This window comes from Sporosarcina sp. FSL K6-6792 (assembly GCF_038004885.1).
Taxonomy (GTDB): domain Bacteria; phylum Bacillota; class Bacilli; order Bacillales_A; family Planococcaceae; genus Sporosarcina; species Sporosarcina psychrophila.
In genome coordinates, this window is the sequence record NZ_JBBOSA010000001.1 from 180,036 (window position 1) to 200,165 (window position 20,130).

The 20,130-nt window shown below is 39.2% G+C and carries 20 protein-coding genes and 1 riboswitch; of the genes, 15 read left to right on the forward strand and 5 right to left on the reverse strand.

The window, feature by feature from the left end:
• Positions 1–37: 37 nt before the first annotated feature.
• Positions 38–226 carry a hypothetical protein gene (locus MKZ26_RS00760; protein WP_187045168.1) on the reverse strand — a complete coding sequence of 63 codons (189 nt, stop codon included), beginning with the start codon at positions 224–226 and terminating at the stop codon, positions 38–40.
• Between the two features lie 818 nt (positions 227–1,044).
• Between MKZ26_RS00760 and MKZ26_RS00765 the strand changes: the two genes are divergently transcribed.
• The 10 genes from MKZ26_RS00765 (at position 1,045) to MKZ26_RS00810 (ending at position 10,233) form a co-directional block, all read left to right on the forward strand.
• Complete coding sequence (locus MKZ26_RS00765) at positions 1,045–1,209, forward strand: aspartyl-phosphate phosphatase Spo0E family protein (protein WP_067210553.1); 165 nt, start codon at positions 1,045–1,047, stop codon at positions 1,207–1,209.
• A 317-nt stretch (positions 1,210–1,526) separates the two neighbouring features.
• Entirely contained in the window at positions 1,527–2,543 is a 1,017-nt protein-coding gene (locus tag MKZ26_RS00770) for an ABC transporter substrate-binding protein (protein WP_187045167.1), read from the forward strand.
• Positions 2,544–2,561: 18 nt separating this feature from the next.
• Positions 2,562–3,614 carry an ABC transporter permease gene (locus tag MKZ26_RS00775; protein ID WP_067210548.1) on the forward strand — a complete coding sequence of 351 codons (1,053 nt, stop codon included), beginning with the start codon at positions 2,562–2,564 and terminating at the stop codon, positions 3,612–3,614.
• Entirely contained in the window at positions 3,589–4,386 is a 798-nt protein-coding gene (locus MKZ26_RS00780) for an ABC transporter ATP-binding protein (RefSeq protein ID WP_340763850.1), read from the forward strand. Before MKZ26_RS00775 ends, MKZ26_RS00780 begins: the two co-directional genes overlap by 26 nt.
• A gap of 152 nt (positions 4,387–4,538) precedes the next feature.
• The gene (locus MKZ26_RS00785; RefSeq protein ID WP_340763852.1) at positions 4,539–5,660 is read left to right on the forward strand and encodes an NAD(P)/FAD-dependent oxidoreductase; all 1,122 of its coding nucleotides are present in this window, start codon (positions 4,539–4,541) and stop codon (positions 5,658–5,660) included.
• Between the two features lie 151 nt (positions 5,661–5,811).
• Complete coding sequence (locus tag MKZ26_RS00790; protein ID WP_067210541.1) at positions 5,812–6,333, forward strand: YhcN/YlaJ family sporulation lipoprotein; 522 nt, start codon at positions 5,812–5,814, stop codon at positions 6,331–6,333.
• Positions 6,334–6,563: 230 nt separating this feature from the next.
• Positions 6,564–7,340, forward strand: a complete 777-nt coding sequence (locus MKZ26_RS00795) for a hypothetical protein (RefSeq protein ID WP_340763855.1) — start codon at positions 6,564–6,566, stop codon at positions 7,338–7,340.
• 1,519 nt (positions 7,341–8,859) lie between these two features.
• Positions 8,860–9,057, forward strand: a complete 198-nt coding sequence (locus MKZ26_RS00800; protein ID WP_067210533.1) for a hypothetical protein — start codon at positions 8,860–8,862, stop codon at positions 9,055–9,057.
• Positions 9,058–9,186: 129 nt separating this feature from the next.
• A complete protein-coding gene (locus tag MKZ26_RS00805; protein ID WP_067210531.1) occupies positions 9,187–9,942 on the forward strand; it encodes an exodeoxyribonuclease III in 756 nt (251 codons plus the stop codon).
• 87 nt (positions 9,943–10,029) lie between these two features.
• Complete coding sequence (locus MKZ26_RS00810; protein WP_445683445.1) at positions 10,030–10,233, forward strand: VOC family protein; 204 nt, start codon at positions 10,030–10,032, stop codon at positions 10,231–10,233.
• Positions 10,234–10,416: 183 nt separating this feature from the next.
• Here the strand turns inward: MKZ26_RS00810 and MKZ26_RS00815 are convergent, their stop codons facing one another.
• Positions 10,417–11,349: a YsnF/AvaK domain-containing protein gene (locus MKZ26_RS00815; RefSeq protein WP_340763857.1), complete on the reverse strand. Its 933-nt coding sequence runs from the start codon at positions 11,347–11,349 to the stop codon at positions 10,417–10,419.
• Positions 11,350–11,769: 420 nt separating this feature from the next.
• Positions 11,770–12,972: a CynX/NimT family MFS transporter gene (locus tag MKZ26_RS00820; protein WP_340767586.1), complete on the reverse strand. Its 1,203-nt coding sequence runs from the start codon at positions 12,970–12,972 to the stop codon at positions 11,770–11,772.
• Positions 12,973–13,123: 151 nt separating this feature from the next.
• A riboswitch (purine riboswitch) is annotated at positions 13,124–13,225 on the forward strand.
• Positions 13,226–13,379: 154 nt separating this feature from the next.
• Between MKZ26_RS00820 and MKZ26_RS00825 the strand changes: the two genes are divergently transcribed.
• The 4 genes from MKZ26_RS00825 to MKZ26_RS00840 all read left to right on the forward strand — a co-directional run bounded on the left by MKZ26_RS00825 (position 13,380) and on the right by MKZ26_RS00840 (position 17,377).
• Entirely contained in the window at positions 13,380–13,967 is a 588-nt protein-coding gene (locus MKZ26_RS00825; protein ID WP_340763859.1) for a xanthine phosphoribosyltransferase, read from the forward strand.
• Entirely contained in the window at positions 13,964–15,250 is a 1,287-nt protein-coding gene (locus MKZ26_RS00830) for a nucleobase:cation symporter-2 family protein (RefSeq protein ID WP_340763861.1), read from the forward strand. Before MKZ26_RS00825 ends, MKZ26_RS00830 begins: the two co-directional genes overlap by 4 nt.
• Before the next feature lie 331 nt (positions 15,251–15,581).
• Positions 15,582–16,316 carry a VWA domain-containing protein gene (locus MKZ26_RS00835; protein ID WP_340763862.1) on the forward strand — a complete coding sequence of 245 codons (735 nt, stop codon included), beginning with the start codon at positions 15,582–15,584 and terminating at the stop codon, positions 16,314–16,316.
• A gap of 245 nt (positions 16,317–16,561) precedes the next feature.
• Entirely contained in the window at positions 16,562–17,377 is an 816-nt protein-coding gene (locus tag MKZ26_RS00840) for a Cof-type HAD-IIB family hydrolase (protein WP_340763863.1), read from the forward strand.
• A 246-nt stretch (positions 17,378–17,623) separates the two neighbouring features.
• On the opposite strand, the gene MKZ26_RS00845 is transcribed toward MKZ26_RS00840, so the two are convergent.
• Positions 17,624–17,953: a DUF3889 domain-containing protein gene (locus MKZ26_RS00845; protein ID WP_340763865.1), complete on the reverse strand. Its 330-nt coding sequence runs from the start codon at positions 17,951–17,953 to the stop codon at positions 17,624–17,626.
• Positions 17,954–18,414: 461 nt separating this feature from the next.
• Here MKZ26_RS00845 and MKZ26_RS00850 point away from each other — a divergent pair, with 461 nt between their 5' ends.
• Positions 18,415–19,629: a NupC/NupG family nucleoside CNT transporter gene (locus tag MKZ26_RS00850; protein WP_067210518.1), complete on the forward strand. Its 1,215-nt coding sequence runs from the start codon at positions 18,415–18,417 to the stop codon at positions 19,627–19,629.
• An 87-nt stretch (positions 19,630–19,716) separates the two neighbouring features.
• Here the strand turns inward: MKZ26_RS00850 and MKZ26_RS00855 are convergent, their stop codons facing one another.
• A complete protein-coding gene (locus MKZ26_RS00855; RefSeq protein WP_338656303.1) occupies positions 19,717–19,995 on the reverse strand; it encodes a DNA primase in 279 nt (92 codons plus the stop codon).
• Positions 19,996–20,130 lie beyond the last annotated feature (135 nt).

A 20,130-nucleotide genomic window follows, 5' to 3' on the forward strand; every position in this document is an offset into this window, starting at 1 on the left:
TTGGTTACTCCTAGTGGTTTTCAGTAAATATCTTCTATTATTTATAAGTCTTTTCCGATTCACTCTTTTGTCTGTCGTTTTGTGTCATCGGTTCATGCTTCGGATTTAAGTTTCCGAGTTCGGCTAACTCAAGCGAAATTTCTTCTTTCATTGTATTCGATTTTAATTTTTGATGTTTCGATGGGGTTGATTTGTTGGTAGTTCCTTTTGGATTATCTTTTGTCATAATAAACCCTCCATTTCAATAAGTGTATTCTACGTTAATATGGCTTCAAAACCGATTTCAATTCGTATTAGCTATGAAGAAATTTATTGAGACGAAAAAAGCATGATCCATGAAGGACCATGCTTTTTCATTCCCCTATGAAAGGGGTGCACTCGGAAAATTTGTTTTTTCAATGATACAAACTGTTTTTACTGACGATTATTTAATACTCGTCTTTCAGCTTGATAAGCCTGACGTGCGCCGCCACTTTTGGCAAAGCTGTCAGTATTCAAATTGCACTTAAACAAAAAACGTAACGCTTACTGCTTGGTCTAACACTTCGTGATTAACCTGTATTACTTAGTTAAAGCCTTAATTATTCATCCATACTGCGGATGAATAGCTAAGTGTTACACAACTTAACTCTAAATCAGGTGGTTCTCATCGAATGTAACTAGTCGCCAGTAAAGCAAATTTTCCGCCAAGGCTGTGCATTTCATCCTTAGAAGTTACTTGTAGGTTACTCGTCTACGAATAGCTTCTTCAGGTTGTTTCACCTTGTAATCTATCTATACCCAGTTGAATATGATGTAAACCATTTTAAGTGAAATAGTTAAAAATACAACCAATTTACAAATGAAAACATGTTTAAAGCGTTAAGAATCAACTAATACGACTTATATTCCTATGACTTGTGACAAATTTATGAATTAATGTAATCTTGACTTAATACGACATTTTTTTTAAACATCATGTTGTACGATGAACTAGTTGCTTCCGAACCTACTAGATAAAGAGCGCATAATTTGAAGCCGAATATATTATATGGAGGAAGATTTGTGAAAAGGCTACTGAATGAAAAGGCGTTGTTGTTTCAAATTGGGATTAAGAGAAAAGTCATGTATAGAAAAGCAAAAACTTTCGGATATACGCATCCCCTTGTTGTCGCGTGTAGTCAAGAATTGGATGAGTTAATTAATAGATATCAAGAAAAAGTATCGTAATAAATGAAGTAATTACTCAGCTCAAATGCGGATTATCCCTAATTGTGTAGAAAAACGGTCAAAACTCCTTCGGCGGGTATTGGTCGTTTTTTTGTACGTAAAAATGAACCAAGTAATTCGTTGAGTTTTTATACATTAAAATGAATCGTTAATAATTAAAAAACAAAAAACACTATTTAGAAAATGTAAGCGCTTCAATGTTTAGAATACTTAAAATTCCATTGACTAACATTTGCAAACAGTGTATTGTTACGAATAATTATCGTCGTAAAGACAAGTCTATTAAAGAAGGCGATAATGAAAAAGGGGGAACAAAAATGAAAACAAATTGGTTAAAGTATGCAGTGGCATTATTTAGCGTTATTTTCATCCTTGCGGCATGTGGAGAAAACAAAGCAGAGAATGCATCCAAGCCATCAAATGATGAAAAAGAGCAAGGAACTAATGAAGAAACGAAGAAATATAAAATTGGTATGACTCAAATTGTCGAGCATCCATCTTTGAATGCTGCGGCAGACGGATTTAAAAAAGCCTTGGCTGATGCAGGTCTTGACGTGGAATACGTTGAGCAAAATGCTCAGAATGATAATAGCTCTAATACAACGATAGCTAATAACTTAGTCAGTTCAGGCGTTGATTTAATTTTTGCGAACTCGACGCCTAGTGCACAAGCAGTCGCAGTAGCGACACAAGAAATTCCAATTGTATTTACATCGGTAACTGATGCTGTAAGTGCTGAACTAGTTGCTTCAATGGAAAGTCCAGGCGGCAATGTGACTGGGACAATTGATAATCATCCTGAAGCAATTCCATCAACGATGAAGTTCATGAAAGAAGAATTAGGCGTTAAAAATGTTGGAATGGTCTTTAACGCTGGAGAGCAAAACTCACGTTCACAAGTTGATGCGGTTAAAGAAATATTGAAAGATATGGATATGACTGTAAAGGAAGCGCCAGTTGCAACATCCGCGGATGTGAAGCAAGCTACTGAATCATTGATTGGTAAAGTAGATGCTTTCTACATTATTACAGATAATACGGTTGTGTCAGCACTTGAATCGGTGATAGATGTTGCGAATGCCAATAAGATTCCGTTGTTAGTCGGTGAGTTCGACTCCGTAAAACGCGGTGGTTTAGGCGCATATGGATTTGAATTTTACGATATAGGTTTTGAAGCAGGTCAAATGGCTGTTAAGATCTTAAAAGGCGAAAGTAAACCGGCTGACTTGCCCGTTCAAATTCCTCAGAACTTAAAATTTGTTATAAATAAAGCTACAGCTGATACACTTGGTCTTGATATCAAGGACGAATGGAAAGCTGAATTAAGCGAATAAATTAGGAGATGATTCTGTATGTTTAGTGCTATATTCGGCTCTGTGGAGCAAGGAATCATCTATGCAATCATGGCACTCGGTGTGTACATCACATTCCGGGTGCTAGATTTTCCCGATCTAACGGTTGACGGAAGTTTCGTAACAGGGGCAGCGGTTGCAGCCACGATGATTGTCTTTGGGTATCATCCGTTATTCGCAACAGGAGTCGCCATTGTTATTGGATTTATTGCCGGTTGTATTACGGGTCTTTTACATACTAAAGGAAAGATTAATCCATTACTTGCGGGTATCTTGATGATGATTGCCTTGTACTCTATCAATTTAAGGATTATGGGGATGACGTCGGATAGTTCTGTTGGACGTCCCAATATTCCTTTGTTAAATGCAGAGACGTTGTTTAGTAAATTCTATGTATTTTGGAGTACGCTTGGCATTGATGAGTCAATCAATCAATTCTTCAGCATGCTAGGCGTTACATACTTACCTTCTACATGGGGAACGTTATTTTTAATGATTATAGCTACATTGCTTATTAAAGTCGTTGTAGATTGGTTTTTACAAACAGAAATCGGGCTTGCAATACGGGCAACTGGTGATAATAAGAAAATGATTCGCAGCTTTTCAGCGAATACAGATACTCTTGTAATCCTAGGGTTAGGCCTATCTAATGGGCTTGTCGCTTTTTCTGGTGCATTGATTGCTCAGTACTCGAAGTTTTCCGATATCGGTATGGGTATCGGTATGATTATTATCGGACTAGCTTCTGTTATTATTGGTGAAGCAATCTTTGGTACAAAAACAATTATGCGAACAACACTTGCAGTGATTGCAGGTGCTATTATTTATAGAATCGTATTGGGTCTTGCACTTCGAGTAGAATTTCTCGATACAGGAGACATGAAGTTAATCACCGCCGTTATTGTTATAGCTGCACTTATTTTACCGCAATACATTGATAAAAGACGGGAAAATAAGAGGAAAGCGAAACGTCATGCCGAACGATTAACAACTTATGATCATGTATTAAACAAGGGAGGGAATGCAATTGCTGAAACTCCAACAGATAAATAAAGTATTTAACGAAGCGACTCCCGATGAAAAAATCGCACTTGATCAAATCAACTTACATTTGAAAAAAGGAGATTTTGTAACTGTCATCGGCAGTAATGGTGCGGGGAAATCAACAATGATGAATATGATTTCTGGAGCACTTACGCCTGATTTCGGTGTCATTGAAATCGCGGGTAAAAATGTTGTGAAACTGCCTGAATATAAACGTTCGGTAATGATCGGCAGAGTATTCCAAGATCCAATGGCAGGAACCGCTCCTTCTATGACAATTGAAGAAAACCTAGCAATGGCGTACTCGCGCAATAAAACACGCGGATTACGTAAAGGTGTTCACAAGAAACGTCGTGAACTATTCCGGGAATCACTAGAAACACTTCATTTGAACCTAGAGGATCGATTGAATGCCAAGGTAGGTATGCTATCAGGTGGGGAGCGTCAAGCACTCTCTTTGTTAATGGCTACTTTTACACAACCGTCCATTTTGCTTCTTGATGAACATACAGCGGCCCTTGACCCATCAAGGGCGGAATTGATCACGAATCTAACGAAACATCTTGTAGAAAAGGATCAATTGACAACGCTGATGGTCACACATAATATGCAGCAAGCAATGGATTTAGGCAATAGGCTCATTATGATGGATAAAGGGCAAATCATTTTGGAAGTTGAAGCTGAGGAAAAGAAGCAGTTGACGATCGAAAAGTTAATGGCCGAATTCCAACGCATTCGCGGTGAAAAGTTAAACAGTGATGCCGCGTTGTTATCTGTGTGAAGTGAATAAGGATAAAACACCACAACTCGACATGGTTGTGGTGTTTTTTATGGAGTTGCGGGTAAATTCGACAAAACAATGTTAATCGGTCAAAATTCAGTATAAGAACTGGTATGATTAGAATAAACTCAAAGTGGAAAAGGTGTTTTATAATGAAGAAATTTATCATCATAGGCTCAGGAATTTTAGGAGCGTCGACAGCGTATCATTTAGCCAAATCTGGAGTTAAAGTGACAGTTATAGATCGTCAGGACGCGGGGCAGGCGACGGATGCGGCAGCGGGCATTATCTGTCCATGGCTATCCCAACGGAGAAATAAAGCTTGGTACGCCCTTGCGAAAGGCGGGGCGGCATATTATACGTCACTCATCCAACAGCTTGAAGAAGACGGAGAAACGGAAACGGGGTACCGACGCGTTGGTGCGGTTAGCTTGCACACGGATGCTGTCAAACTCGAGAAAATGAAAGAACGTGCGGTAAAAAGACGAGAAGATGCACCTGAAATTGGCGATATCCGTCAATTGAATGCAAGTGAAACATCGGCTTTATTTCCGCCGCTTTCTGGGGAATATGAATCTATTCAAATTAGTGGAGCGGCTCGTGTAAACGGGCGAGCTTTACGAAATGCGTTGGTCAGTGCCGCAAAAAAACATGGTGCAGTGTTCGTAAATGGGTCTGCAGCACTTATTGCTACAGACAAAGTTGTCACGGGAGTTCAAGTAGAAAATCAACAGTTTTTAGCGGATAAAGTCATAGTCACTGCCGGTGCATGGGCGGCAGAATTAGTTGAGCCGTTAGGCATTCATCTACAAGTGAGTGCTCAAAAAGCACAAATCGTCCATCTACAACTTGAAAAAACACAAACCACCGAATGGCCAGTCGTCATGCCACCAACTGACCAATACATTCTTGCCTTTGATGATGGAAAAGTAGTCATTGGAGCAACGCATGAAGATGATAAACAGTTTGATATGCGCGTTACTGCTGGAGGCTTGCATGAGGTATTAGGTAAGGCTCTAGCAGTCGCGCCAGGATTAGCAGACAGCGCTTTTACCGAGGTACGTGTAGGTTACCGTCCGTTTACCCCAGGTTTCCTCCCGATTATAGGAGAAGTTCCTGGAGCAAAAGGAATTTTACTAGCGAATGGATTGGGTGCTTCAGGACTAACTGTCGGACCTTTCTTAGGAAAACAACTAGCAAAATTAGCAATGAATGAACCGGTTGACATAGACCTTGAGTTGTATAAAGTTGTAAGTGCAATCAAAGCTGAGTAACAGTCGCCTGAATGTATTACTATAATTTACTTCATTCTCAAGCCGTTTTTCAGCTTGAGAATTTTTTTGGCATAAAATTTTAAAACGACTACATAAAAAAAGACAAACAGACCATGCTATCGTTACTGACAAATTTGAAGGAGGATTATCAATGACTAAGATGTTGCGTGTTTTGGCTACTTTGCTCGTCATTTTTTCTTTGATGGGTTGTGGAACGAAGAAAAATGAAGAAGTGAAGGACAATGCAGTGGGTACAGAAACAGAAACGGATGTAAACGATACTACCACCAACGGTACTACAAACGACTCGGCAACGGATACCAATCCAAATAGTGAAGGTAATCAAGAGCTGACGGTCGCTGATGATGTTGCTGATAAAATAGTGGAAATGGAAGAAGTGGAAAGCGCCAATGTCATCGTAACTGACACAAATGCTTATGTGGCAGTCGTGCTAAAAGAAGGAGCAGATGGTTCAGAGGTGACTGAGAATAAGATTGCGGATGAGGTCAGGTCGACTGATGCTAACTTTAAAAATGTTTATGTATCGATGAATCCCGATTTTGTAAAACAAATGGACGAATATGGAACTAAGATTAGAGAAGACAAACCAGTGGAAGGATTCTTTGAAGAGTTTTCAGATGCGATGAAGCGAGTATTTCCTGACGCCCATTAAGCTATCCGTTTCAACTGGCTATTCAATAAAAGGCTCATCATTCTTCCAATGAATGATGAGTTTTTTTGATGAATAAACTATTTTCGGAATTACACTTCAAGTTCTCGCTAATGGACAGTTAAACCTGTTTATTTCTCGCATCGTGCTTAAAAAAAGGATTAACAAGTAAGAAAAAGGGGAATACGAATAAAATCGAGTATTTTTTGTGGTTTATATAAGGAGAGAACTATATGAAATCAAAAAGAGTTAGCGTAATTGTCATTAGCGCTTTATTCATACTGGGTGGATGTTCATCAAGCGCGGATCAAGTTGTAGAGACACCAAATATTACCGAAACGGATACACCCGATAAACAAATAGAAAGCCCCGAAACTAATCCAGAGCAAACACATGAAGAAATCTTAGCGCAGGTAACATCTGCTATAGAAACTGATGTGAAATTGATGTTGCCAGAGGATATTTTTGTAGGGGAAGGTTATCTGACGGCGACTACTGCATCGAGCAAAAATAATTACGAAGTAAATTATTATGTCACAAATGTACCGATTCCTGTAAATGATCCTACCTTGTACGATGCACACCCTTATATGATTGTTAATGGGACAAGGTATGATTCAGCGGCTAGTGCTAAAGCGAAAATCAATTACCAACCCATTAATGATGGCGCTCAAAAAGTTGATTTGGGAAATGGCATTACGGGATACCAAGATGCCGGTGCAGGGAGTACTTTCCTTACATGGCATGAGGGGCGCTGGTCATTTTCTATGCGTAATCGGAATAGCGAAGCAGGAAGTGCGAAAATGAACGATTTGGCAAAAGAGATTGTCGCAAAGTTGGAAAATCAATTATTACCAGCGCCACAAAAGATCGGGGCTGCAATGTTTGATATGAATAGTGAGGGGGCAGCTGCGAATAGCTTTATGTGGCAGGAAGAGGAAGTCGTTTACGAGGTATATACGGTAGATCCTTTGTTACTTGTTGATACTGTAACAGACCAGATGAAGTAAGAATAGTGCTGAAGTCAAGACACCGCTCCAAGAGAAAAATGTAAACATTCTTCTCTTTAAATTAATGCTTCCTTGCCTGTGCTAAACACAATTTGAAGTTGTGTTCAGTACAGGCATTTTTCGTATTGCGAATTATTTTCCAAATTAAAGAGGTATTCCCACAACTATTGTGAATAAAATAGAATAACAAACGATAATTACGGGAGGGGGGATAATTATGTTAAAGCCTGTAAAAAGAGCCGCTTGGGTTCATTTTTATACCTGTGATGATGCTATTGTTAGCGTTAGCGTTCACAATACTAACTAATTTTAATTTGATTGGCTATCATTATAATTTAGATGAAAGTGCATCTTTCATAACGATTGAAGAAGGTTTTTTCAACAAAGAAAAATATAATATACAAATTAATGATGATAACACTATACAAATCTTACAAGAGGTAATGATTCCTGTTAATTCAGCAGAGCGTATATGGCAATCCGATTTGATAATAATCTCGTTATTTATCGGATTATTTGCATACATATTTCAATCAGCTGCAAGACAAAGAAAAACCTTTAACTGGTTCGTACAATTATATGTAGGCATGACTTTTTGTTATCCATTTATTTGCAAAAAAATAATGGTGAGTAGGGGTTGGGGAAATCCATTTTCACGGGATCATTTCCGGTCCGCTTTCGGCGAAATATTCACGACACATTTATCGAGAGGCATGTGTGGCTAGAAGTGACTCCGTCACTTCTAGCCACACTATTTTCGTTAATCCTGTTGCGAATAGTTGCCTGTCGCGTTCCTACAATATTCAAGTGAATAATGCAGTTGCTTGGAAAGAAAAGAATAGATGACTTTCTATAGGGAGTGTAAGTGCCCGAAGATGCAATTTCGGGCACTCTTTCACGTTGTACAATGTGTTCCTTTACTTACTTTTAGCAAAGAGTATGCATGTAGTCATGTGGTCCTTTATATAAAGTGACACTTCTTTACTAGTCAAAAAGAGCAAGCCCTAAAGAGAGTTTCAGCCGCCAAAATTGCATCTTTGGCGGCTTTTATCCAGGTAGATGCCCCTCTATTCTTTCGTCTCAAAAAGATTTATCACTTCGTGTACTGATGTATTTGGAGCGCGACGGATGAAGGGCCACCATACGATTAACGAAAAAATATGTAGGGATGCGACAAAGTCGCATCCCTACATATCCAGACATCTAGGTAATCGTATAGAAGTCATTCTATCCAAAGCAATCCAAAGTCAACTATACATGTAGCGCCCAGTAGGTGATCATGTTTTTCACTGGTTATTTTTTGGATAATCAAGAGGTGTGATATGTAGTAAGTCTTATCGTCTTTGTAACATAGAATATTAGTGTCCATAGCGAGATACTGGAGAACATAGGGGAGTTCAATAAACGAGGTTTATAGATCCCGAACAAAGCCGTTGAGATTTGTTTATTAATGAAAAAATGAAACCAATTTGAGTAAGTAACGTATAGTAAGTTAAATCAAAAAATGGGAGGAATACATATGAATGGACAAGATGAATGGGAAACCAATCTGGACAAAGAAATGATAGCGCTGAAAGCCAAAATAGATCATTTGGAGAATGAAATCAAGGAAATGGAATTTCTTGTGCCAAAACCATTTATCACCTCGGAACAAATCGGGCAGATTGGCAAATTTCTATTAGGAGCAATCGTTCTAATCGGAATTTTTTGGCGATGAATGAATCAACTAGGCTAGCTGTAGCAGGAGTTTCATTTTTAAGAGGCGAAAAATTGAACGTATGTTCTTTTGTGCTATAGTAGGAATGGAAAGAGAATTCGCAGAGGTTAATCAAAGGAGTCAATCTATATGAAATTAGTATCATGGAACGTCAACGGATTAAGGGCATGTGTTAGTAAAGGTTTCTTAGAATACTTTGAAACGGTGGATGCAGACATCTTCTGTGTACAGGAGATAAAACTGCAAGAAGGTCAAATTGATTTACAGTTGGATGGTTATCATCAATATTGGAATTACGCACTAAAAAAGGGCTATTCAGGTACGGCTGTATTCACGAAAGAAAAACCATTGACTGTGAAATACGGTGTAGGCGATTTAGATGCTCAAGAAGAGGGACGGATTCTTACGCTTGAGTTCGCGCAGTTTTATTTAGTAAACGTCTATACGCCAAATTCGCAGCGGGATTTGGCACGATTGCCATTTCGCTTGGAATGGGAAAACGACATGCGTGATTACTTAAAGAAACTGAATGATATGAAACCAGTCATTCTATGTGGTGATTTGAATGTCGCACATCAGGAAATAGATGTACGAAATGTGAAATCGAACATCGGTAATTCGGGCTTCACCAGTGAGGAACGCGGAAAGATGACGGAGCTATTAGGGGAAGGATTCATCGATACGTATCGGTATTTCAATCCAAATCTAGAAGGAGCATATACTTGGTGGTCGTACATGAGTAAGGTTAGGGAGCGGAATATTGGATGGCGGATTGATTATTTCATAGCCTCCAAACAATTGGAATCTCTATTGAAAGATGCTACCATCCATCCACATATACTCGGCAGCGACCATTGTCCGATCGTTTTAGAAATTGATTTATAAATAAAGATGTTAGGGGAAATAACTTATAGGGACTACCGACCAAAAATAACGACGTTTCTTATCTTTGCTTATGTTTGAAGGAAATGCATAAAATGCCATGAATTTTTACACAGCCGTTTTGAGGAATCGGAAATTCTAAATGTAGTCCATCAAGAAAACGGCATGATCATGCACGCCACATTCACAATAAAAGGACAGGCGTTCATGTGCATCGACAGTTCTATCAACCAAGAATTCACATTCACTCCTTCCACTTCATTGTCAGTGACAAGTTTGGTTGGAAGGAGATAAATTCGGCGTCTCCTGGCAATTGAACTATCCAAAAAAGTGATGGAAGTCAATCCGGAAAAGGAAAAGGAGCTTGCCTAAGTAAATCATACTTAAGCAAGCTCCTTTTTAAAGGAATAAGAAAATATCTGTTTTTCAATCTGGAGCAGTGTCGAGACTCCAGGCGCCTTACGGTTTTCTTAATTATTAAAATCGTTTCCGGTCGATTAAAGAATCATTATTTAATTCATTCCGCTCAAATGGATTTGTATCCAATGAATGTATGGCCGTCCCATCACGTTCATCTAGTACTGAATCGGTCCGGTCGATATCCGCTTCTTCACGGCGTAGGGTTTCGTTAACCGTTTCTGTATCATGAACTTCACGTTTGCCAACGACGATTTCTTCACTAACGACAGGACGTTTTGTCACTTCAACCCGCTCTTCCATAACAGGTATATGAATATTTTCACCATCATCAAACACTTCTCCGGCAGCAGTCTCTTCAGTTACTGCGCGTCGTTCAATGTACACTTCTTCACGTGTGACGGGCACTTCTACCGTTTGTGTCTCTTCGACAATGTGCTTACTGACGTTCACTTCACCCGCCTGATAGCGTTCTTTGTCGACATTGAGCTTCTCTTCGTGCAATCTTAGATGTTCTTCCTGTTCTGCATCTGTTCCTAACCCTAACCCTTGGCTGTTCATTGCTAGATTGGGATTATCATAATCATCAACAACAAGATTTGAGCCGATATTAGGATCTGTATAACCTGCTTGATATTCCATCCCTTGATTTCCATAGAGATTACCGTATTCCTGGTCCACGTATAGAAGAATTCCGCCAGCTTTGACTTCATTGAAATAACGGTTGGATTCTTCGTCGGTGAATCCCATGTTAGTGAATGCACCTTTGACGGGTTCATCTCCGCTCAGGAAAGCGATGAACTTGTCCATCCAGTTACCTTCAGGCGATCGGAGATCCACATCAGTTTCTCCTCGGATAATCGATAATGTATCTGCATCATTCGTCACAATATAAATATCGTTTTCAGTATAACCTTGCGCTTTTAACTCATCAATCTTATTCAAGACTTGGGTTTCATTATGGAATGTACCTACAAACTTTTTGTCAGCCATTTCAAATTGCCTCCTAAGATTTTTATAGTGTTAGTGCTAGTCTTTAAAATACCCAGCTTTCAAATAATAAAACCTATCCGCAATTTGCTGCTGAAGCATATTGAATTCACGTTAACGATTACCTGTTGAACCCATTTGATTAGTAGCAACTGATGCAAAAATGAAAAGAATGAAAGAGAACTTTATCCATTTGCCTCGTAGAAACGGCAAGAACTCTAGGGGAGTTGTCTGTATATGATTTATAGTTGGGTTAGTATTAACTGCCATTTTGATAGAGAGGTTCTTTTGATAGCCCAGTAGAATAAAGAGGAGAAGGTCAAAACGGATGTTGTAGCCGAGTAAAAAAATGATAACTTGAAAAAGGCTGTAAACCAATATTGGTTTACAGCACTTTTTAGGTAGTAGAAGATTTCTAAGCACCTACTCTGGAGTAACGAAGGTGTTTTTCCCTGCTTTCAAGCCTGATAGGAGGACAATTAAAGATGCAATGATAATAATCAGCATGGGCACTGTCCAACCTGATGTGAAATCGTGTAATAATCCGAAGAGTACTGGTCCAACTGCTGCAAGTAAATAGCCGAAGGACTGTGCCATACCTGATAAATCTGCAGCTTCATGTGGTGTCCGTGTGCGTAATGAGAAGAACATCATTGAAAGTCCAAATGCTGCGCCACCTGCAACTCCAATCAAAATCATAAAGAGTGGAACCAGTGCAGTTGTGCCTGCCATGATACCGCCATAGCCCAAGAGGTATAATAGTGCGACACCCGCTACAATCCAGCGCTGATCTTTTACTTTTCCTGCTAGAATCGGAACTATGAATGTCATTGGTAATTGCGCAAATTGCAAGAGGGAAACCATCCATCCAGCACTATCTGGACTTATTCCTTGCGTTTTTAACACCTCAGGCATCCATGCGGAAGTTGTATAAAATATCAAAGATTGGAACCCCATAAAGAAGGTAACACTCCAAGCCAATGGGGAACGCCATAAAGAGGGTGATTTGGCCTTTTCCAAATGAACATCCAATGAATTTGGTGATTTCTTGTTTTTAAGTTGCGGGAGCCAGACGAGTAGAGCGATAAATGCTAGCAGCGCCCAAACTCCTAATGCGCCTCTCCATCCAAACTGTGTATTATGAGAAAGTGGTGCACTGACGCCAACCGCGATGGCTGCGGATAAATTCATAGAGACCGAATAAATACCGGTAATGAGACCCATATGCAGTGGAAAGTTGAGTTTTATTAGACCTGGTAATAAGACATTTCCAAATGCAATGGCAAGTCCTATTAGGAAAGTGCCAATGAGCAAATTAGGTGTTGTGCCTAGAGAACGAGTAATAATACCTGCTGTCAATAATATGAGTGATACGAATAATGTCAGTTCCATTCCGAAGCGACGTGCAATTTTCGGAGCGAACGGTGAAATAAGTGCAAACGCGAGCAGAGGAATGGTCGTTAGGAATCCCGCTAATACATTTGAAATGGCCAAACTGTCTCTAATGGAAGAGATTAATGGTCCGACAGATGTTAAAGGCGACCGAAGTGTGGACGCGATGAAAATGATTCCGATAAGAAGAAACCATGTATTTCGTGTGAATTTTAATTTTTTATTTGTATTCATGGAATGTGGATTGGTCAAGATAATGCCCCCAAAGTCTACTTATTTCATCTACAATAACACATTCACCGCACATAGTACGTTCATTGAATTGAATGAATCATTATTTAACTTTTGAGTTTGTTGAAATCTGAAATTCCCGTGCTATACTAATAACATTCTAATAGCATTCGCTCATATAATAGCGGGAATATGGCCCGCAAGTATCTACCGATTTACCGTAAATAAATCGACTATGAGAAGCAACGAATTGAAAAAGTCGTACTCATTTAATTGGGTATGTCTCTTTCTTTTCCATTCAGCAAATAAGCCTGAATGACATTGCTCCTCTCATGGTTTGATTGGATGCATGGTCATAGGGCTTATTTTTGTGGCTCTTGATTGTGAAAACAAGAAGGAGGAAAAATAAAATGAAATTGTTAAAAGATAAAATTGTAAAAGACGGTAAAGTATTATCGAATCAGGTGCTAAAAGTAGATTCATTTTTGAATCATCAAATCGATCCACCTCTTATGCAGGCGGTTGGGGAAGAATTTGCAACACGATTTAAAGATGCGGGAATAACAAAAATTCTAACGATTGAATCGTCGGGTATTGCTCCATCAATGATGGCGGGCTTGATACTAGGGGTACCGGTAACTTTTGCACGTAAAAGGAAATCACTAACGTTAGTGGACCATTTGTATACGGCGAGTGTCCATTCATTCACAAAAAACGAAACAAATGATATTTCCGTTTCAAAAGATTTCATTACAGCACAAGATACAGTCTTACTCATCGATGACTTCCTTGCAAACGGACAAGCTGTACTTGGCTTGCTAGATATCATTGAGCAAGCTGGAGCGAAGTTGGCAGGCGTTGGTATTGTTATCGAAAAAGGTTTCCAACCTGGTGGGGCGCTAATCCGTGAACGCGGCATCCGTGTAGAGTCACTTGCGAATATTGCTTCACTCGAAAATGGGCAAGTGACATTTATTGAGGAGGAAACTTCCAAGTGAGCAATCCACTTAAGTCAACTGCTTTAGGGCTCCAACATGTTTTGGCGATGTATGCGGGGGCGGTCCTCGTACCATTAATCGTCGGTAATGCACTGGGCCTAACTTCTACACAACTGACTTATCTTGTTTCCATCGACATTTTAATGTGTGGGATTGCAACGATTTTACAAATTATGAATAACCGTTTCTTCGGAATCGGATTGCCCGTTGTATTAGGCTGTTCGTTTACAGCGGTAGGACCGATGATTGCGATTGGCACCGAGTCTGGAATTCCCGCTATTTATGGGGCAATTATCGTATCGGGACTTTTCGTCATTGTTATTAGCCGTTTCTTCGGTATGCTTGTACGATTTTTCCCTCCAGTTGTAACAGGTTCTGTCGTTACGATTATCGGTATTACGTTGATACCCGTAGCTATTAACAATATGGGTGGGGGACAAGGTGCAAGTGATTTCGGTTCATTGTCAAATATAGCATTGTCTTTCGGAACGTTGCTTTTTATCCTCCTAGTCTTCAAGTTTTCCACTGGTTTTATGCGGGCTATTTCCATCTTACTCGGCTTGGTTGTCGGGACTGTTGTTGCTACGTTTATGGGGAAAGTTGACTTCTCGGCCGTTCGGGATGCAGCCTATTTCCATATGGTTGAGCCTTTCTACTTCGGTATGCCGACTTTCGAATGGTCTGCTATCTTTATAATGATCTTAGTGGCAATGGTATCCCTTGTTGAATCAACAGGCGTTTACTTTGCGCTAGGTGATATTTGTGAGCGCGATATAAAGAGAAAAGATCTTGAAAAAGGGTATCGTGCGGAAGGCATCGCCGTCTTACTAGGCGGTATTTTCAATGCATTTCCGTATACGACGTTTTCACAAAATGTCGGTTTAATTCAAATGTCAGGTGTCAGATCACGAAAAATCATTTTAATCGCGGGTATTATGTTGGTTACGCTCGGTTTTGTTCCAAAAATCGCAGCTTTCACAACAATTATTCCAAATGCTGTTTTAGGCGGCGCGATGATTGCAATGTTCGGAATGGTCGTTTCCCAAGGTATTAAAATGTTAAGCAAAATCATTAGTGATTCTCAAGAGAATTCTATGATCATTGCTTGCGCAATCGGGATAGGACTTGGTGTGACAGTCGTACCTGAACTCTTTGCACAATTCCCTTCAGATCTTAAAATATTAACGAGTAACGGTATTGTCGCGGGAAGTGTCACTGCGATTGTGTTGAATATACTCTTTAATATGTTGCCTTCACGTAAGAAGAAATTTAAAACTGAATAAAATAGTCCACATGTTTTGATATGGACTATGATGTATGTCGCTCTTTAATCATTTAGATTAAGGAGCGACATTTTTTGTGTGAAAAATAATGCATCTGAGAGAAGTAAATAAGAAAAACAAACAACTACATTTATTTCTTGAAAAGCGGAAGTTAATCAGCGACACCATCTTGCTATCCATAAACTTATGGTACAATCAGTTGTAATTGTTGATGGATTAATGCGAATATTTAGATGCTAGTGCTTTTTACGACTTCAGATTTTTTAATGAGAAAATAATAACTTTGTGTGGCATAAATTAACTATTAAAAAACGATAAGGAGCATGATTAAATGACAAACTTAATAGATTTAACTAAAAAAGCAGGTATTGTATTAGAGAAGAAGAAACTAACTGGCGTTAAAGCAGAAATCATATTAGCAATCGATCAATCGGGCTCAATGAGTTCACTATATAAGAATGGGACTGTACAGCAGATTGTAGAGCGTTTACTAGCCATTGGTATGAACATGGACGCTAATAAAGAAATTGATGTATTTCAATTCAATAACGGTGCAAATTTTGTTGGTACAGCAACAGAAGCGAACCATGCAACATTTGTAAAGGACACTAAAATGACTGTAAGTGGTGGAACGAAATATGCTCCAGTTATGGAATTGATAGTGAGTAAATATGGAACTGCACTGAGTGGGAATCAAGAACCTGCTAAGAAAAGTTTGTTTGGTGGTTTATTCAGTAAGAAAGCAATAAAGGTCCCTATTAAGCCTGAACATCCTACTTTTGTACTCTTTATAACGGATGGGAATAACTCTGATAAAAGTGAGGCAACACGGATTGTGCGTGAAAGCGCAAATCAACCTATTTTCTGGCAGTTTGTTGGGATTGGTAAAGAAAAATTTGCTTTCTTGCAAAAGTTAGACGACCTTAAAGACAGGTATGTAGACAATGCAGATTTCTTTAAAATCAGTAATATTGCAAAGGTTTCCGATGAAGAGCTGTATGATAAGTTGCTTACAGAGTTTCCAGACTGGTTACTTCAAGTGAAAGCCAAGGGGATGCTAAGCTGATAAATTACATCTTTTTTGCGAAGATTAGCTTCTGGGAAGTGGAGTTAGGCAATCGGATCGAAGGTTTGCGTATCGTGACTCGAGGTAGCCACAAAAAACGCCTGTAAGTTAGTGACATAACTATTTTGTTTTCCAACTCTCAATTTAAACATATAATTTTTGCGAGATGAAAAGTATCTTCACTAGACAGTGTAAGCAACAACATGCGACGATAACTAGATAGCATTAAGTAAAGGGGGAATTCCATGTATAAACTAATTGCGATTGACCTTGATGGGACATTACTTACGGATGAATTACTGATTACGCCAAGAACAATCCAGGCTATTCAAAAAGCGGTGGAATTAGGAACAGTTGTCACGATTGCGACAGGGCGTATGTTTCCATCTGCGAAATTATTTGCACAGCAACTTGGCATCAATGTACCAGTTATTACGTATCAGGGTGCAATCATTAAAAGCATTGATGACGATGAAGTGATATATGAACGACTTATACCTCCTAACATGGCACAAAAATTAGTTGAGATTGCTCGTGATAAAAAAATACATTTGCAAGTTTATCAAGATGATATTCTTTATGCTGCATCAGAAAATGACAAGATTATTGAGTACTCCAAAAAATCGAAAGTCCCGTATAAAATAGAACCGGATCTTGGCAAACTTGCGAAACTAGGATTTACGAAAGCTCTCTTTATCGAAGAGCCTGCCTACCTTGCAACCTTACAAGATGAATTGCGGGCATTGTTTGGAGGGAGTGCACATATCGCCAAGTCTCTAGTAAACTATCTTGAAGTGACGCATCCGGAAGCTAACAAAGGAAGTGCTTTATTGCACCTAGCGAGTAATCTTGGTATCGATCGTACAGAAATTATCGCTATAGGCGACAATCACAATGATATTGAACTGATTAAGACGGCTGGTTTAGGTATCGCGATGGGTAACGGGGTCCAGGAATTGAAAGACCTTGCGGATTATATCTCACTGACGAACAATGAAGAAGGAGTGCTCCATGCAATCGAAAAATTTGTTTTAGAGCCTTTGGGAGCAATGATAGAATGATGGTGAGGTAACTTCCTTTGGTGTTGATAATAGTTGAATAGGATTACTTAATGAAAAAACGCCTACGATAGATGCACTTTTAATAAGTGTGTCAATTACGTAGGTGTTTTATATTGTCTCAGTAATTTAGGTAAGGGCATAGTTTTTCCATTTAATTAAGCCTCTTGATTATTTGGATTTAAAAATAATATTCTTCGAAAAATGGGGTTTATCAAACTTCAATAGAATGGCCACGACTGTGATGTTTTACCTAGAAGTTTCTTCAAATTCAATAGTAACTACTTTTTCAGTTTCGGTAATATACTCAATTCTTATAAAAACGCCGAATTCGTGGTTACCATCTTTTAACCATAACTTAAACTTTTCAATTGTTGAATCCTTTTTAGATTCGCTTCCTTCATGAAGGTAGTCAACAATAGTTGCATTGGGATATTTTGATTGTGTTTCTTTTATAGCGAGTTTACCCCACTTAGCGTAAGCTGGAATTTCTGGTGGTGTATGAGCAATGGTTGGGATATATGTTGGTGCTGAATTAACTGTAATAATAATTCCAAGTGCAATAAATGTTTTTCTCATAATTGATGACATCTCCTTTTTTATAGGATGGGTAATTTTTTGAAAGTCATTCTAAGACCAATTGCTTACCATCGTTTAATCCATTTTTTTGATTACAGTTGTTTCTTTTCTTCGTAAAAATAGACATTGGTAACAGGATATAGAAGATGATTGTACTAAGACTTTCTTATAGGTCAGCTGTATTGACTTAAAGGGTAGTCTTTTTTTTGTTGTCTTAAAATGTGAGCGTATTCAAAAAACGACGAGTAATTTCGGATAAATGTGGAATACTAACTGCTGAATCATTTGGAAAACATAGTTTTTCCTATTTTCCGCACAATTTATTTACTTATGTCATTTCGTTTGCTAAACTCATTTAGTTGTATGACGTCAGACAACGAAAATGAGCTTTCCATAGTGCGAATTGGCGTATTAGTAACAAAATTATAAATGGAAAACTTCCATATGAAGAGGTGTACTAGTTGAATTTATTGTGGGGGCTTTTGGGGATAGTTGTGGTATTAGGAATTGCATTTCTTTTATCTAATGGAAAGAAATCGATTAATTACCGGACTATCGTTGTTGGTTTAATCATCCAAGTGACATTTGCATTCGTCGTCTTGAAATGGGAGGCGGGTAGAGCTGGATTAATATGGTTTTCTGGACTCGTGCAAAATGTCATTGACTACGCTGGTGAAGGAGTTGCATTTCTTTTTGGTCCAGCAGCGGATGTTAATGAATTCGGTTTCGTCTTTGCATTCCAAGTGTTGACGATCATCATTTTCTTTTCTTCCTTGATTTCCGTGCTATATTATCTTGGGATTATGCAGGTGGTTATCAAACTGATCGGAGGCGCATTATCGAAACTGCTTGGCACGAGTAAAGCAGAATCGGTTTCTGCGGCCGCGAATATATTCGTCGGACAGACGGAAGCTCCACTTGTCATCCGACCTTTTTTGGCAAACATGACGAAGTCAGAGCTTTTTGCAGTCATGACAGGAGGACTTGCATCTATTGCTGGTTCTGTTCTCGCGGGTTATGCACTCCTGGGTGTTCCACTTGAGTATTTAATTGCAGCAAGCTTCATGGCTGCACCTGCAGGATTGATTATGGCGAAAATATTTATACCGGAAACGGAGAAGTCAGAAGTTGAAGATTTTGAGATGGGTAAGGATCAGGAATCTGTGAACGTTATTGATGCAGCAGCACGTGGGGCAGGAGATGGATTAAAACTTGCCTTGAATGTCGGTGCCATGCTATTGGCGTTCATTGCGCTTATCGCTATGATGAATGGCATGTTAGGCGGAATCGGTAAATGGGTGTTTGGCTTTGAATCGTTGACCGTTGAGGGGATTCTCGGCATTCTATTTGCACCGCTCGCATTCGCCATCGGTGTTCCTTGGTCAGAGGCAGTAACAGCAGGTGGATTCATTGGTCAAAAACTTGTGTTGAATGAGTTTGTCGCGTATGCATCATTCGCACCTGAAATTGCATCACTCAGCCCTAAAACAGTCATCGTCGTGAGCTTTGCACTTTGTGGCTTTGCGAACTTAAGTTCACTGGCAATTCTTCTTGGCGGATTAGGTTCTCTTGCACCAAGTCGACGTCCTGACATTGCAAGACTGGGTGTTCGTGCGGTGGCAGCTGGGATGTTAGCCTCGTTATTGAGTGCCGCTATTGCAGGGATGTTCATTTGAAAATGAAAATTTGAATTCCAAAAAGGACTGGACGGCTACGATGCCATCCAGTCCTTATTGGTTTAAGTGCTACAGCAGATTATCTAATTAACCGTCGCTACCATCTTCGATATGGTCGTCATCTTTCTTATCATCAACGACGCCATCGTCATCAACCTCAACATCTTTATCTGTTTCATCATCAGTATCTAAATCTACATCCGTATTTGTTCCATCCTCAGGATTGACATCTTCTACAGGTTCGTTAACATCCACGTCAACATCGTCGTCATCCCCATCGCCACATGCAGCAAGCATTCCGACTGAGAGCAATGTTGCCGCTCCTAGCTTTAACCATTTCTTTTCGCCTTTAAGTTTTAAATCCATTTAAATCTCCTCCAAGAGTATGTCTAAGATGAATGGTGCATGTTCTTGTAATACCCACATTTTATCGTGTGAATCATTTAGATTTTTCAGATAGGTGAAAGAAGCATAGTAATTAGAGTCCTGTTTCCTAACTAG

Coding starts and splice junctions, on each gene's coding strand:
- MKZ26_RS00760 (WP_187045168.1), bottom strand. CDS start 226: ATGACAAAAGATAATCCAAAAGGAACTACCAACAAATCAACCCCATCG.
- MKZ26_RS00770 (WP_187045167.1), top strand. CDS start 1,527: ATGAAAACAAATTGGTTAAAGTATGCAGTGGCATTATTTAGCGTTATT.
- MKZ26_RS00775 (WP_067210548.1), top strand. CDS start 2,562: ATGTTTAGTGCTATATTCGGCTCTGTGGAGCAAGGAATCATCTATGCA.
- MKZ26_RS00785 (WP_340763852.1), top strand. CDS start 4,539: ATGAAGAAATTTATCATCATAGGCTCAGGAATTTTAGGAGCGTCGACA.
- MKZ26_RS00790 (WP_067210541.1), top strand. CDS start 5,812: ATGACTAAGATGTTGCGTGTTTTGGCTACTTTGCTCGTCATTTTTTCT.
- MKZ26_RS00795 (WP_340763855.1), top strand. CDS start 6,564: ATGAAATCAAAAAGAGTTAGCGTAATTGTCATTAGCGCTTTATTCATA.
- MKZ26_RS00800 (WP_067210533.1), top strand. CDS start 8,860: ATGAATGGACAAGATGAATGGGAAACCAATCTGGACAAAGAAATGATA.
- MKZ26_RS00805 (WP_067210531.1), top strand. CDS start 9,187: ATGAAATTAGTATCATGGAACGTCAACGGATTAAGGGCATGTGTTAGT.
- MKZ26_RS00815 (WP_340763857.1), bottom strand. CDS start 11,349: ATGGCTGACAAAAAGTTTGTAGGTACATTCCATAATGAAACCCAAGTC.
- MKZ26_RS00820 (WP_340767586.1), bottom strand. CDS start 12,972: ATGAATACAAATAAAAAATTAAAATTCACACGAAATACATGGTTTCTT.
- MKZ26_RS00825 (WP_340763859.1), top strand. CDS start 13,380: ATGAAATTGTTAAAAGATAAAATTGTAAAAGACGGTAAAGTATTATCG.
- MKZ26_RS00835 (WP_340763862.1), top strand. CDS start 15,582: ATGACAAACTTAATAGATTTAACTAAAAAAGCAGGTATTGTATTAGAG.
- MKZ26_RS00840 (WP_340763863.1), top strand. CDS start 16,562: ATGTATAAACTAATTGCGATTGACCTTGATGGGACATTACTTACGGAT.
- MKZ26_RS00845 (WP_340763865.1), bottom strand. CDS start 17,953: ATGAGAAAAACATTTATTGCACTTGGAATTATTATTACAGTTAATTCA.
- MKZ26_RS00855 (WP_338656303.1), bottom strand. CDS start 19,995: ATGGATTTAAAACTTAAAGGCGAAAAGAAATGGTTAAAGCTAGGAGCG.